8 protein-coding genes are annotated in these 13642 nt (G+C 71.5%); 3 read left to right on the plus strand and 5 right to left on the minus strand.

What is annotated here, in order from left to right; translation table 11 throughout:
* Nucleotides 1–234: 234 nt before the first annotated feature.
* The 4 genes from ABIA33_RS19440 to ABIA33_RS19455 form a co-directional block, all read right to left on the minus strand.
* On the minus strand, nt 235–1083 hold the full coding sequence (locus ABIA33_RS19440; RefSeq protein WP_370083349.1) for a transglutaminase domain-containing protein: 849 nt from the start codon (nt 1081–1083) through the stop codon (nt 235–237).
* 5 nt (nt 1084–1088) lie between these two features.
* The gene (locus ABIA33_RS19445; protein ID WP_370083238.1) at nt 1089–2081 is read right to left on the minus strand and encodes an alpha-E domain-containing protein; all 993 of its coding nucleotides are present in this window, start codon (nt 2079–2081) and stop codon (nt 1089–1091) included.
* Nucleotides 2078–3661 carry a circularly permuted type 2 ATP-grasp protein gene (locus ABIA33_RS19450; RefSeq protein WP_370083240.1) on the minus strand — a complete coding sequence of 528 codons (1584 nt, stop codon included), beginning with the start codon at nt 3659–3661 and terminating at the stop codon, nt 2078–2080. The genes ABIA33_RS19445 and ABIA33_RS19450 overlap by 4 nt, the downstream gene beginning before the upstream one ends.
* Nucleotides 3662–3788: 127 nt before the next feature.
* Nucleotides 3789–4835, minus strand: a complete 1047-nt coding sequence (locus ABIA33_RS19455; RefSeq protein WP_370083242.1) for a YbhN family protein — start codon at nt 4833–4835, stop codon at nt 3789–3791.
* Between the two features lie 275 nt (nt 4836–5110).
* Here ABIA33_RS19455 and ABIA33_RS19460 point away from each other — a divergent pair, with 275 nt between their 5' ends.
* The gene (locus tag ABIA33_RS19460; RefSeq protein ID WP_370083244.1) at nt 5111–6238 is read left to right on the plus strand and encodes a glycosyltransferase; all 1128 of its coding nucleotides are present in this window, start codon (nt 5111–5113) and stop codon (nt 6236–6238) included.
* On the opposite strand, the gene ABIA33_RS19465 is transcribed toward ABIA33_RS19460, so the two are convergent.
* Nucleotides 6229–7146 carry a glycosyltransferase family 2 protein gene (locus tag ABIA33_RS19465; protein ID WP_370083246.1) on the minus strand — a complete coding sequence of 306 codons (918 nt, stop codon included), beginning with the start codon at nt 7144–7146 and terminating at the stop codon, nt 6229–6231. The genes ABIA33_RS19460 and ABIA33_RS19465 overlap by 10 nt on opposite strands.
* 355 nt (nt 7147–7501) lie before the next feature.
* Between ABIA33_RS19465 and ABIA33_RS19470 the strand changes: the two genes are divergently transcribed.
* The gene (locus ABIA33_RS19470; protein ID WP_370083248.1) at nt 7502–10411 is read left to right on the plus strand and encodes a YfhO family protein; all 2910 of its coding nucleotides are present in this window, start codon (nt 7502–7504) and stop codon (nt 10409–10411) included.
* 301 nt (nt 10412–10712) lie between these two features.
* Complete coding sequence (locus ABIA33_RS19475) at nt 10713–13625, plus strand: BTAD domain-containing putative transcriptional regulator (RefSeq protein ID WP_370083250.1); 2913 nt, start codon at nt 10713–10715, stop codon at nt 13623–13625.
* The last annotated feature ends 17 nt before the right edge of the window (nt 13626–13642 follow it).

Genomic DNA, 13642 nt, shown 5'->3' on the forward strand with positions numbered 1-13642 from the left:
TGATCAGATCTTCGACATCCCTCTAGACACAGAATCTTCGCAAACGGTTCCCGGGGGATCGGAACCGGGGCCATGGTCAAGCAGCGCGGGCGTGCGCGCGGGCAGTCCGATGCCGCTGAGGCGTTGGCCTCGGCTCACAGGCGGGCGTTGGCCGGGCGCGAACGATCCACCCCGGCGACGGGAACGCGGGAGGGGAGACCTGGCCACCGAGGGGTGACCCCGGTGGCCGGGCACTCACACCAGCCGGGTGAACTCCACCTCCACGCGGGGTGCGCCGCCCGGTGCGCCACGGTAGACGCCCTTGTGCGGCGGGACGTCGCCGTACTCGCGGCCGCGACCGACGATGACGTGGGACTCGCCCGCCCGGGTCCCGTTGGTCGGATCGTGGCTGATCCACTCTCCCGCCCAGTACTCGATCCAGGCGTGGCTCTGGCCGGCCACGGCGAGGTGCGGTTCGGCGTCGGGATCCGGGTGCAGGTAGCCGGAGACGTAGCGGGCCGGCAGGCCCACGGCGCGCAGCAGGGCCGTGGAGAGGTGGGCGAAGTCCTGGCAGACTCCGACCTGTTGCTCCCACGTTTCCTGCGCGCCGGTGTACACGCCGGTCGCGCCCGGGGTGTAGGCGACGCGTCCACGTACCAGTTCAGCGACGGCCGCCGCCGCCTCGTGGGCGTCCAGGCCGTCCGCCGCCTCGCGGGCCCGTTCCATCGCCTCGCCGTCACCGGGGAGCGTGGTGCGCGGGGTCGCCGCCGCGTACTCGGCGAGCCGCGACGTGGCGGTGTGGGCCCGGATCGCGGTCCGGTCGGGCGGCAGCGGGAGAGGGCCCGGGGGTGCGGTCTCGACCATGCTGGTGGCGACCACCGAGAGGCGGGTGTGCGGGTCGGGCAGGTCGAAGACGGACACCTGGGTGCCCCAGTAGTCCCAGTAGCTCCAGGTCGGCACGGAGGGCGCCACCGCGATCCTGGCGTCCAGCACGGTCTGGGCGGGGAGGGTCAGCGGGGTCATCCGCACCTCGTTGTACGAGGACGCAGCGGTCCCCTCGTACGCCACGACCGTCTCGTGGCGGATCCGCAGCCGTCGGCCCATGTCGTTCATACCCCCTCCATCGACCATTCGACCGACCACTCAACCGGGCCGTCGTACGGGAAGAACCGTTCCGCCACCGCGTGCGCGGTGTCGCTGCAGGCCTCCTGCAGGTCGCGGAGCAGGCCGGGCAGCCCGGGGAACCCGCCCGTAGCGGCGGCCAACTCCCTCGGGTCCAGGTACTCGAGCCGGGTGCGCATCCGCCCGATCGGCAGCCGGGCCGGATCAGGCCGGCCCCAGGGCGCGGGGGTCGCCGCCGGGCTGCCCAGCTCGACCAGGCACTCCTCCGCCGTGGTCAGCGCGTGCAGCACCGAACGCGGGAAGCCCCGGTCCAGCAGCAGGAACTCCGCCACGCCCACCGGATCCCCGCTTGCACCGTGGATGCGCATGAACGCCTCGTCGGCCCCGCTCGCGCTGAGCAGCGTCGGCCAGTCCGGCGCGTGGACGGCGGCGAGCACCCGGACGGCGAGCAGACGCGCCGTCATGTCGACGCGTTCCAGACTCCGTCCCAGCAGGACGAAGCGCCAGCCGTCGTCGCGGCTCATGGTCGAGTCGGCCAGGCCGAAGAACAGCGCGGCGCGCTGCCGGACCAGGCCCAGGTAGGAGTGCGGCCCGGTGCGGCGGGCGGTGATGCGCTGCTCGGCGAGCTGGTGCCAGGTGGAGTTGAGGCACTCCCACATCTCGGTGGAGACCACCTCGCGGGAGGACAGCGCGTTCTCCCTGGCGAGGCGCAGGGCCCCGTCGATGGAGCCGGAGCTGGTCGAGTCGAAGGCCAGCCGGTCGAGGACGGAGTCCATGTCGCAGTGCTTCCCGTCCTCCGCGGCCACGCCGAGGATGGCGTGCAGGGAGCGGCAGGCCGCGTCCTCGTCGCTCCAGGGGTCCTCCAGCAGGCGGTGCAGGTAGGCGTCGAGGATGCGGGCCGTGTCGTCGGCCCGCTCGACGTAGCGGCCGAGCCAGAAGAGCGACTCGGCGATGCGGCAGAGCATGGTGTCGGAGGTCATTGCTGCTGCGCTCCCTGGTCGGTGGAGGCGGCTCCGCGGGGGCCGAGTTGACGCGGCGTCACTTCGTCCGCCGCGACCGGGGGGAGCTGCGGCGCGGGCGCGTCCGGTGCGGGCAGGTCCTCGTGGGGCTGGCGTGGTCCCGGTAGTACCCAGGTGTCCTTGGAACCGCCGCCCTGGCTGGAGTTGACGACCAGGTTGCCCTCGCCGAGAGCCACTCGGGTGAGCCCGCCCGGGAGCAGCCACACGTCGTCGCCGTCGTTCACCGCGAACGGGCGCAGGTCGATGTGGCGCGGGGCCACGCTGTCCCGGCCGTCCGGTGAGCTGCTCAGCGTCGGCGAGGTGGAGAGGGCGACCGGGCGCTGGGCGATCCAGCCGCGCGGGTCGGCGCGTACCTGCGCGGCCAGGCGGTTCAGGGTCTTGCGGTCGGCCTGGGGCCCGATCACGATGCCCATGCCGCCCGCGCCGTCGACGGGCTTGAGGACGAGCCGGTCGAGCTGGTCCAGCACGGCCTCCAACTGGCCCGGCTCCTCCGGGCGGTAGGACTCCACATTGGGCAGCAGGGGTTCCTCGCTCAGGTAGTAGCGGATCAGGTCGGGGACGTAGGTGTACAGCAGCTTGTCGTCGGCGATGCCGTTTCCGAGCGCGTTGGCGAGGGTGACGTTGCCCGCGTGGGCGGCGGAGACGATGCCGGGGCAGCCGATGATGGAGTCGGGCCGGAAGTGCAGAGGGTCGAGGAAGTCGTCGTCCATCCGCCGGTAGACCACGTGGACGGGCGTCTCGCCACGGGTGGTGCGCATCCGCACCCGGTTGCCGGAGCAGACCAGGTCCCGACCCTCGACCAGCTGGACGCCCATGAGCCGGGCCAGCAGGGCGTGTTCGAAGTACGCGGCGTTGTGCACACCGGGGGTGAGCACCACCACGACCGGGTCGGTGACGCCTTCGGGGGCGCTGGCGCGCAGGGCGGCGAGCAGCCGCTGCGCGTACTCGTCGACGGGGCGCACCGGCTGCTCGGCGAACAGGGAGGGGAAGACGCGAGTCATCACCCGCCGGTTCTCGATGACGTAGGAGACTCCGGAGGGGACCCGGACGTTGTCCTCCAGCACCCGGAACGCGCCGAGCTCGTCCCGTACCAGGTCGATGCCGGCGACGTGGATGCGCACCCCGCCCGGGGGCTCGATCCCGTGCGCGGCGCGGGAGAAGTGCTGGGAGGAGTAGAGCAGCCGGTAGGGCACCACTTGGTCCTGGAACGCGCGTTGGTGGCCGTAGGCGTCGGAGAGGAACGCCTCCAGGGCGCGCACACGTTGTCGAACGCCTCGGACGATCGCGTCCCACTCGACGGCGTCGAGGATGCGCGGGACCAGATCCAGGGGAAAGGGGCGTTCCTCTCCGCCGAAGGAGTAGGTGACGCCCCGGTCGGTGAAGGCACGGGCCATCTGTTCGGTGCGGAAGCGCAGGTCGATCGAGTCCAGCGGCTGCAGGGCGGTGAAGACCGCCGAGTAGGCAGGACGGATGACACCTGGCCGTTCAAACATCTCGTCCCACGCGTCCGCGAGCGTGTACGAGTCGAATATGTCCGCCATGACGTGACGGTAGGGCCAGCCCGTTTCAGCGCCGTGACGGCTGCGCTACCGAACGCGCATACGATCTTTTCTTCGACGGATCGGAGCCTCGACGGATCGGAGCCTCGACGGATCGGAGCCCCGGCGGTCAGTACCCAGTTCCGGGGTTCTGCCGTGGGGAGCGAGGCGGGTGGGCGCGGCCGAACCAGGCCGCCGCGGCGGCGGCGACCAGGTCCGCCGCCACCGTGATCAGTCGGGACAGCAGCGCCACCGCTGTCGCCCTGCCGAGGTCGAGCACCGGCGACAGCGCGGCGATCAGGATCGCCTCGCGCACCCCGGCCCCGGCCGGGGCGAAGACCACCAGGAAGCCCACGGACCAGGCGAAGGCGAAACCACCGACGGACAGCGGCAGGGCGTGCGCCGCAGCCGCTCCCAGCGGCACGGTCAGCAGCCAGACGTGCAACCCGACCAGCACCCAGGACAGCAGCGCCCAGGCCATGGCCCGGAAGATCGCCCCGCCGGAGATCCGCTGCTCCAGCGGGGGCCGCCGGGTCAGTGCCAACAGCCGGTCCAGCAGCGGGTTGAGCAGGCGGGGGTGCAGGCAGACCAGCACCGCCGGCACCGCCAGGAACGCCCAGTCGTAGCCGCCGGTCGTGCCGTCCGAGAAGAAGGGCAGCGAGACCGCGGAGGTGAGCAGCGCGGCGAGCAGCGAGATCAGCATGGTGAGCGCGGCGGACGTGGCCGAACGGCGCCGCGGGACCTGGTGGGCCTGCCCCAGCTCCATCTGGGCGACGACCGACCACACCGACCCCGGCAGGTACTTGCCCAGCTGGCCGACGAAGAAGACCCGGGCGCCGACGCGCAGCGGCAGCGGTGAACCGAAGGCGCCCAGCAGGACCCGCCACACCTGCATCATCGCGAACCAGGCTGCCAGGACGGTCAGCAGTGCCAGGCCGGAGGGGCCCCAACCGATCCCCGCGAAACCGCTTTTGACCTGCGTCCACTGGTCGACCACGGTGTAGCCGCAGAGCCCGAGCGCGATCAGGACGAAGACGACGCGGGCGAGACGGCCGCGCAGGACCGGGAGCAGCCGTCTCAGGACATGCGCCGGCACCCCCGGCGCTGGCGGGAGCTGCTCGGGCGATGCGTCAGCGGGGCCCGCTCCCGCGGCCGCCGGGGCGGTCTGCTCTGGCATCCGCTGAGCATATGCGTTGCGTCTGAGCAAACAGCGCCTGGTATCCGGACTCTCAGGCGACACCTCTCGTGGTACCCCGCGGAAGTCCTCCGAGGCTCGCGGCGCCTGGCACGGCACCTGGCCGCGTTGTCTCCCCCACCCTTCGGGCGGGAGGTGCCCCCTGGTCGCCCTCTACCAACCACGGTTGGCTCCCTCCTCCGCCGCGCCCATGCACCGCACCAGACGCCGCTCGTACCCTCGGACTACTTCCGCGGAGCACCACTAGCGTGTCCTCCATGCGGATTCTGATGTTCGGGACCTACGACACCTCTGCCCACCCCCGAGTGGGGATCCTGGCCGACGGGCTTCGCGCGCACGGCCTGGAGGTGCAGGAGTGCAACGTGCCGCTGGGCCTGGACACGGCGGCGCGGGTCGCGATGCTGGCCCAGCCCTGGCGGGTACCGCTGCTCGTGGTGCGCCTGGCGCGCTGCTGGTGGCAGTTGGCCCGGGCGGCCCGCGGGCTGCCCCGGCCCGACGCGGTCGTCGTCGGCTACCTCGGCCACTTCGACGTCCATCTCGCGCGGCTGCTGTTCCGGCGGGTCCCGATCGTGCTGGACCACCTGATCGGGGCGAGCGACACGGCCCGAGACCGACAGCTGTCCGGCGGAGTGCGGCAGATCCTGCTCCGGGCGATCGATTCGAGTGCACTGCGGGCCGCCACGGTCATCGTCGTGGACACCGAGGAGCACCGGGACGTGCTGCCCCAGGGCGACCGGGAACGGGCGGTGGTGGTGCCCGTCGGCGCGCCGGACAGCTGGTTCGCGGCCTGCGCCGAGGAGCCGGCGGAGGGCGTGCCCACGGAAGCCGGACCGCTGCGGGCCGTGTTCTTCGGCCTCTACAGCCCGTTGCAGGGCGCACCTGTCATCGGTGAGGCCCTGGCGGCGCTGGCCGGCGCCCCGGTGGACGTCACCATGATCGGCCGAGGCCAGGACGAGGCCGAGACCCGGCGCGCAGCTGCGGCGAACCCCGCGGTCCGCTGGATCGACTGGGTGCCAGGTACCGAGTTGCCCGCACTGGTCGCCGGCCACGACGTCTGCCTCGGGATCTTCGGCACCGGACCCAAAGCCCTCCGAGTGGTGCCCAACAAGGTGTTCCAAGGCGCCGCTGCAGGCTGCGCCATTGTGACTTCCGACACAGCACCCCAGCGGCGCGAGCTCGGCGACTCGGCGCTGCTGGTACCCCCCGGCGATCCGAAGGCCCTCGCCGAGGCGCTGCTGCTGCTGGCGGAGGACCGCACCGAACTGGCCCGCTACAAGGACGCGGCCCGCCGTGCGGCCCGGGACCGCTTCTCCCCAGCCCAGGTGGTCCGACCGCTGGTCGAACTCCTGGGCCGGGGACGGGGATCCGAGCAGGGTCAATCCTGACGCGACCTGACGATCAGGTCAGCCAGCAGGGCGAGCGAACCGATGAGCAGTCCGGTGACGATCAGCAGCACCGTGTTGATCGCGAATCGGAACGGGTGCTCCAGCAGGTCGTAGACAGCCTTGGCCGCGCCGATGCCGAGCAGCCACAGGGCCGGCGGCATGAGGACCTTGAGCGGATTGAAGTACATCACCATGCGGAGGACCTGGAGGATGTACCGGTAGGCGTCCTTAACGAACTTGAACTTCGACTTACCGGCACGTTTCGCGTAGGAGATCGGCAGGTAACTGATGTCGTGCTGGTTCGAAAGGAATGCCAGAGTGATCGTGGTGACGCAGGAGAAACCGGGCGGCAGCAGGCGAAGGTAGGGGAGTGCGACCTTCCGCCGCATTGCGCGCAATCCGGAATTAAGATCCGGAATACGCTGTCCGGCCAGTTTCTCGGCGATCTTGCGGATAAGCCACTTCGCAGGCACGCGGAAGACCTTGTGCGAGCCCTCCTCGCTGGTGCGGGCGCCGACGACCTGGTCGATGCTGGGGTCCTCGTCGAGCCGGCGGACGAGCTCGGGGATCAGCTCGTTGGGGTACGTCATGTCTGCGTCGGTCCACACGACGATCTCTCCGGTCGCCATCTGGGTGCCGATTCTGCGCACGGTCCCGGCGCCGCCGTTGCGGCGGAATGCGACCACCCGCAGGTGCGGAAATTGCAGTTCGGCGTCCTGGAGGACCTTCAACGTGCCGTCGGTGGAGGCGTCGTCGACGGCCATCAGTTCGTAGCTGTAGCCGGACTCGTCCATGGCCTTCGTGATGCGCTGCAACTCGAGAAGCAGGTGCGGCTCCTCGTTGAAGCAGGGGAGCACGATCGTGACGTGAGGCCCGCCGTCCGCGTGCGGGGCGGACGTCTCGGCCACGGGGCGAGTGCCGACCGGAAGCCCTGGGTCCGTGGAAATCACGGTGCACATTCCTCTCGGAGGTCCCTCGGCGGAATGGTCGCCGAGGGCGTGGTGAAGTGAAGACTGCCGCTGCCCCCGCGCAGCGACATCACGTTAGCCTCCGAGTCTGTCCGCTGGATATGGGGTGGGGTCTGTCGATACCATTTTCTGCGACGCCCCAGGATGTTCCCAGTAAATTCCCAGGAGCGTCGCCGGCCCGACGTGTCCCGATAACCTTCATGTTGTTCTCATTACCGTCCCTTAGGCTCCCCCTTACCCGCGGTTCGACCTCCGGCCCTCCCCTTCCACCACCTGAGCCCAGCTACGGACGACGATGACCTCCCGCCCCGAACAGCCCGAGATCCACCAGGTGCCGGCACACCGTGCGCTCACGGTCATGGCGGCGCTGGGCCTGCTGCTCTTCGCCCTCTGGGGCATCGGCACGCCCCTGATCGGCACGAGCACCCTCACCGCCACGAACCAGTTGACCGCGGGCAGCCCGTACCAGGAGGCGGGCTTCGACACCGGCTCCACCAACAACCTGCTGGCAGACACGATCACCTCCGAACTGCCGGAGACGATCCTGTTCAAGCAGTCGCTGTCGAACGGCCGGGGTACCGGCTGGGATCCCTACCAAGCAGGCGGCAGCGCGCTGGGCGCGGTACCCGACAACGCGCTGTACTCGCCGCTGACGCTCACGTACTACGTGCTGCCGACCTGGCTCGCCCCGGCCTACGAGCGGCTGCTGGAGATCATCGTCTCGGCCGGCGCCTGCTTCCTGTTCCTGCGCCGCCTCGCCCTCTCGCGACCGGCTGCCGTCACGGGCGGCCTGGCGTTCGCCACGAGCGCGTTCATGATCTCCTGGCTCGGTTTCCCGCAGACCAGAACGGCGGCGTTCATCCCGGCACTCTTCTGGGCGCTGGAACGACTGGTCCAGGAACGCCGGTTGCGCAACGTCGCGCTCGTCGCCGTCCCGGTCGCCGCCATGCTGCTCGGCGGCTTCCCCTCGGTCACCGGCGTCACCCTGCTGACCGCGGCGGCGTACGTCGCGGTCAGGCTGCTCGCCGAGTACCGCCGGGATCGGCGCAGACTCCTGCTGACGGGCGTCGGGGCGATCGCCGGAGTGGTGGCGGGCCTCGCCCTGGCCATGTTCCAGCTCATCGGCTTCCTGGACTTCTTCCCGACCTGGCTGGTCGAGGGACGCGCCCAGACGTCCGGCTCGCACATCGACCCGGCCGCCCTGATCACCGCCTTCGCCCCGTGGGCATTCGGAACGGGCAACCCGCAGCGGCAGCCCGAGTTCATCCTGCCGCCCAACTTCATCGAGGCGATGTCCTACGTCGGCGCGGGCACCCTCGTGCTCGTCCTTGTCGCCGTCGCGCTGCCCCGCCGTGCCCGGGCCGCGCTGCCGCGCGCCGCCTGGATCTTCTTCGCTGCGGCAGCAGCGGTCTGGCTCGAACTGATCTACCTGGGCGGCCCACCGCTCGCACTGGTGCAGAAACTGCCCCTGCTGAGCAGCCTGTTCGCCCAGAACTACATCGGGCGGGCCCGCAGCGTCCTCGGATTCCTGCTCGCGGTCCTCGCCGCCATCGGGCTGGAGCTGCTGCTGCGCCGCCGGGCCGAACTGCCCGCGCTCTCGGGCCCCCGGTGGTGGCGTCGGCTGCACCGCGCCCACGCCTGGCCGATCGCCCTGGGCCTCGTGGTCCTCGCCGTTGGCGCCGCCCTGCTGCTGCGGGCCGACCGTTTCGTCCGCGAGGCCCAGCAGTGGCCGGTGACCGCCCTCTTCCATCACCAATTGGAGATCGGTGCGGCCCTGGTCATCATGTGTGCCGGCTGCGCGGTGCTGCTCCTGCTCCTCGGCGATCCGCGCTTCCTCGCCGCACGGCAGCGCCGGCGCCGCGTACTGCGGTTCGCCGCGGCGGCGGGCCTGCCCATCCTGATCGCCGTCCAGAGCGGGTCCTTCGCCGCCGCGTACTGGCCGCACTCCAGCCGCACGCAGTTCTACCCGGTGACGGACACTCACGCGTACCTCGCCGCCAACCTGGGTGAGCAGCGCTACGCCTCCGCCATCACCGCCATGGTCTTCGGCACGAACAGTGCCTATGACCTGCGCGCCGTCAACGGCCACACCTTCATCAACAACGACTTCGCGACGTTGATCCAGGCCATTCCCGGCAATCCGATCTCGTTCGAGACCTACATCGACTTCGCAGCCGACCCCGCCCAGGCCACCAGCCCGGTCCTGGACCTGATCGGCACCAGCTACTTCGTCGCGGGGCTGACCGACCCGATCTTCGGCACCCAGGTGACCGCCCCCACGGACGCGACCACGCAGACGCTCCAGCCCGGCACGCCGGTCACGGTTCCGCTCCAGAGCACCGGAAGCCTGCGCGGCCTCGGTCTGACTCCGACCGACGCCATCTCCCCGACCATGAGCGACCCGTCCAGCACGCTCGGCGTGGTCGTCAAGGACGCCTCGGGCTCGGTCGTGACTCAGCAGGAGCTGCCCGTCGCAAGGCTCTGGACCAACCACCAGTTCCCCGTCGCCGCAGACTACGAACCGTCAGGGACGACGCTGACGGCGACGCTCACTCTCAACGCGACCGCTCCGCTCACCGTCCAGGCCGACAAGGGACAGATCGCCCTGGACACCGTCACCGACCCGGGTGACGGCCTGCGCCTCGCCCACGTCGGCACGTCCGCGATCTACCAGCGGCTCAACGCGCAGCCCCGCATCCGCTGGGCCTCCAGCTCCACCGTCGTCACCGACCAGGCCGCGCGCGTCGGTCTGCTGGCGAGCGGCAGCGTCAGGGCGGATCAGGTCGTGCTCTCCGCCCCCGGTCCGGCCGCCTCCGGCAAGTCCGCGAGCGTCACCGTGGACAGCGACGGAAACGAGGCCGTCACCACCACCGTCGACGCCCAGGGCGCCGGATACCTGGTCGTCGCCGACGCCGACCAGGCCGGCTGGTCGGCGAGCGTGGACGGGAAGCCGGCGCCGCTGGTGGCGGCGGACCAGGGCCTGGTGGCGGTCCATGTGCCGGCCGGAAGCCACACCGTCGGCCTCCGGCTCGCGGTACCCCACGCTGCGGCGGGAGTCGTGGTCAGCGCCTCGACGGCCGGGCTGCTGCTGGTCGCCGTCGCCGGCGAGTACTGGTGGATCTCGCGCCGCAGGACCGCCCGCGTCCCGGCCACGGTCACGGCGCGACCTGACCCGGCGGCGAAGCGGGAGGCGGTCTCTCCCTGAGCGTGCCCCGCCGGATCACGTCGCCGGAGAGATCCGACGGGACGGCCCGGGCCGTGGCTCCCCCCGTGGGCCACGACCAGGCCCCGGCCGTGGCCACCCCCGTGAGCCACCACCGGACGCCGAACCGCTGCCGGGTTCGGCCGGTCGAAGGGATGTGTCGGGCTGTCGGGCGCATGATCACCGAATTGGGCCCTGCGCCCCCGCGCGTCCCTTCCGTGGGGATTACACTGCCACGCGGCCGTGGCGTCTGCGTGGCGTCAGCTGGAGCAGGACCGACGGAGAGAATGGCCGGGGTAATCAGGTGCCAGACGCAGAGTCCCAGATTCGCTTCGGACTGCTCGGACCGATATCGGCCGGCCAGGCAGGCACCCGGACCGACATCCCCGCGACCCGGCAGCGCATCCTGCTCGCGGCCATGCTGCTCAAGGCCAACCAGACCGTGGAGACGGCAGAACTCGCCGAGCAGGTATGGGACGGCGAGCCGCCGACGGGTGCGACGACCACGCTGCGCAGCTACATGATGCGGCTGCGGCGGACGCTGGGCCCGGTGGTCGGCGCACGGCTGCGGACCCGCGCTCCCGGCTATCTGGTGGAGCTGCACGAGGACGCGGAGCTGGACCTGCTGCTGTTCAACGCCCTGCGGCGAAGCGGCCGGAGCGCGGCCGCCCGCCTGGACTGGAGCGGTGCGGCCGTGGACCTGCGGGCCGCGCTCGGCCTGTGGCGTGGGGCCGCGCTGGAGGACATCCCCGCCGGCGTGCTGAAGGACCGCGAGATGCCGAGCCTCCAGGAGGGCCTGATCCAGGCCCATGAGCTGATGGCCCGCGCCGAGCTGGAACTGGGGCGTCCCGGTGAGGCGCTGGAGCGGGTGCTGCGCCTGCAGGCGGACCACCCCTATCGGGAGCAGCTGTCCTGCCTGCTGATGCGCGCCCAGTTCGCCGCCGGCCGCTCGACGGAGGCGCTTGACGAGTTCGCCCGGCTGCGCGGCAGCCTGGTCGGCGAGCTCGGCGTCGAGCCGGGAGCGCACAGCCAGGCCCTTCAGGCCGCGATCCTGGCCGGGACGCCGCTGCCGCCCTGGCCGCTCGACGGGTCGTCACCCGCCTCGGTCCGCGCCACCGACCCGGCCGCCGACACCGCCTCGTCCGGCTTCGCCGCCGCCGTTCCGGCTGACCGGCCCGCGGTCCCCGCCCAGCTGCCCAGCGGCCTGCGGGACTTCACCGGCCGGGCGAGCCAGGTCGAGTACCTGTGCGACGCGCTCGCCACCGCGCCCCTGCCGACTGCCACCGGGGGAGCCGGCACGGCATCGCTGTGCCTCATCTCCGGCGCCGGCGGCGTCGGCAAGACCACCCTTGCGGTGCAGGTCGCGCACCAGCTCGCGGCCGGCTTTCCGGACGGGCAACTGTTCCTCAACCTACGCGGCTCGGGCAGCCGCCCGATGGCGCCCGGCGACGCGCTCTCGTCCTTCCTGCGCGCCCTCGGCGTCTCCGACTCGGCGATACCCCGCGACGATCAGGAACGGGAGACCCTCTACCGCAGCCACCTCGCGTCGAGGAGGGTGCTCGTGCTGCTGGACGACGTACGCGACGCCGCACAGCTGCGCCCGCTGCTGCCTGGATCGGCGACCTGCGGAGTCCTGGCGACCAGCCGGAGCCGCTGCGCCAGCCTGAGCGTGTCCGCCCGTACCGAACTCGGCGGGCTGGCCAGGCACGAGGCCGAGCTGCTGTTCGCCGCGATCGTGGGGGCGGAGCGCGGGCGGGACGAGCCGGAGGCCAGGGCACGCATCCTGGACTCGTGCGACCAGCACCCACTGGCCGTCCGGATCGCGGCGGCACGTCTGGTCGCGCGCCCCGACTGGTCGTTGGCATCCCTGGCGGACCGGCTGGCGGAACGTCGCAGCCGTCTGCGCGAACTCGTGGTCGACGACCTCGGGGTCCGCGTCTCCTTCGGTCTGAGCCACGACACGCTCGCGGGATCGAGCTCCGCGCCCGACCGGGAAGCCGCGCGGATCTTCCGCCTGCTCGGCCTGTGGCAGGGCGGCGAGATCAGCCTGCCTGCTGTCGCCGCGCTCGCCGACCGCTCCACCGACGCCATCAGGCAGGCCATGGACCGGCTCGTGGACATCCACTTCGTGCGCGAGCCGAGACCCGGCTGGTACGGCGTCCACGACCTGCTGCACCTGTTCGCCCGGGAGCTGGTCGCCGATCCCGAGCCCGACGCCGACGGCCGGGCAGCGGTGGAACGGCTCGGTGGCTGGTACCTGCACAGCGCGTACCAGGCCATGGAGTTGGTCAAGCCCGAGCGCCGCCGCTTCGACCTGGCGGAGGTGCCGGAGCCGGCCACGACGCTTCGTTTTGACTCCTACGCCGACGCGCTGGCGTGGCTGGACGCCGAGCAGTCCAACATTCGCGCCGTCACCGTCCAGGCGGGCGAGCTGCGGATCGAGGCGACGGCGCAACTGCTCCCCATGGAGACGCTGCACCATCTGCTGCTCCGGCGGGAGTTGGACATCGTGCTGGAGACGCAGGCGGTCAGCCTGGAGAGCGCGCGCCGCACCGGCCGGCTGGAACACGAGGCGTGCACCTTCAACAGCCTGGCCCACGCCCACATGGAGCTGAAGCAGATCGACGAGGCCCTGGCGGCCGCCCACGCGTCGTTGGAGATCCAGACACGGCGCGGTGACGTGCACGGGCAGGCGGCAGCCACCGAGTCCATCGCGATGGCGTACTACTTCGCGGACCGGCACGAGGAGGCGCTGCCCTGGTTCGAGCGGGCCCTGCCGCTCCGGAGGGAAGCCGCGAACCTCTACGGGCTCGTGGCGACCTTGAACAACCTGGGCCTGCTGTACCTCGAACTCGGCCGCGCCGAAGAGGCGGTGGCATCGTTCCAGGAGTCGATCCCGGCCTCCCGCGAGGCCCGCTCCGCTGCCGGGGAGGGGATCGGCATGCTGAACCTGGGCGAGGCCTACGCGGCGCTCGACCGGCTACCGGAGGCCGCCGAGGCTCTCCGTACGGCCGTGGCGATCGCCCGGGACATCGACGACCAGTACGTGCTGGCGAACTCGATCGGCTCGCTCGGCGACGTGCTGAGGACGAGCGGCGACCAGAACGGCGCGGTGCGGGCGTGGAGGGAGTCGGCCGAGATCTACGAGCGGCTCGGCAACCCGACCAGCGCCGCCGAATGGCGCCGACGCATCGACGAGGTGGACGCGGCCGCCTGAGCCTGGGCGGACAGTTC

Origin of the sequence: Streptacidiphilus sp. MAP12-16, assembly GCF_041262165.1 — a bacterium.
In the GTDB taxonomy this organism is placed as follows: Bacteria; Actinomycetota; Actinomycetes; order Streptomycetales; family Streptomycetaceae; genus Streptacidiphilus.

Coding starts and splice junctions, on each gene's coding strand:
- ABIA33_RS19440 (WP_370083349.1), bottom strand. CDS start 1,083: ATGGGCCGACGGCTGCGGATCCGCCACGAGACGGTCGTGGCGTACGAG.
- ABIA33_RS19445 (WP_370083238.1), bottom strand. CDS start 2,081: ATGACCTCCGACACCATGCTCTGCCGCATCGCCGAGTCGCTCTTCTGG.
- ABIA33_RS19450 (WP_370083240.1), bottom strand. CDS start 3,661: ATGGCGGACATATTCGACTCGTACACGCTCGCGGACGCGTGGGACGAG.
- ABIA33_RS19455 (WP_370083242.1), bottom strand. CDS start 4,835: ATGCCAGAGCAGACCGCCCCGGCGGCCGCGGGAGCGGGCCCCGCTGAC.
- ABIA33_RS19460 (WP_370083244.1), top strand. CDS start 5,111: ATGCGGATTCTGATGTTCGGGACCTACGACACCTCTGCCCACCCCCGA.
- ABIA33_RS19470 (WP_370083248.1), top strand. CDS start 7,502: ATGACCTCCCGCCCCGAACAGCCCGAGATCCACCAGGTGCCGGCACAC.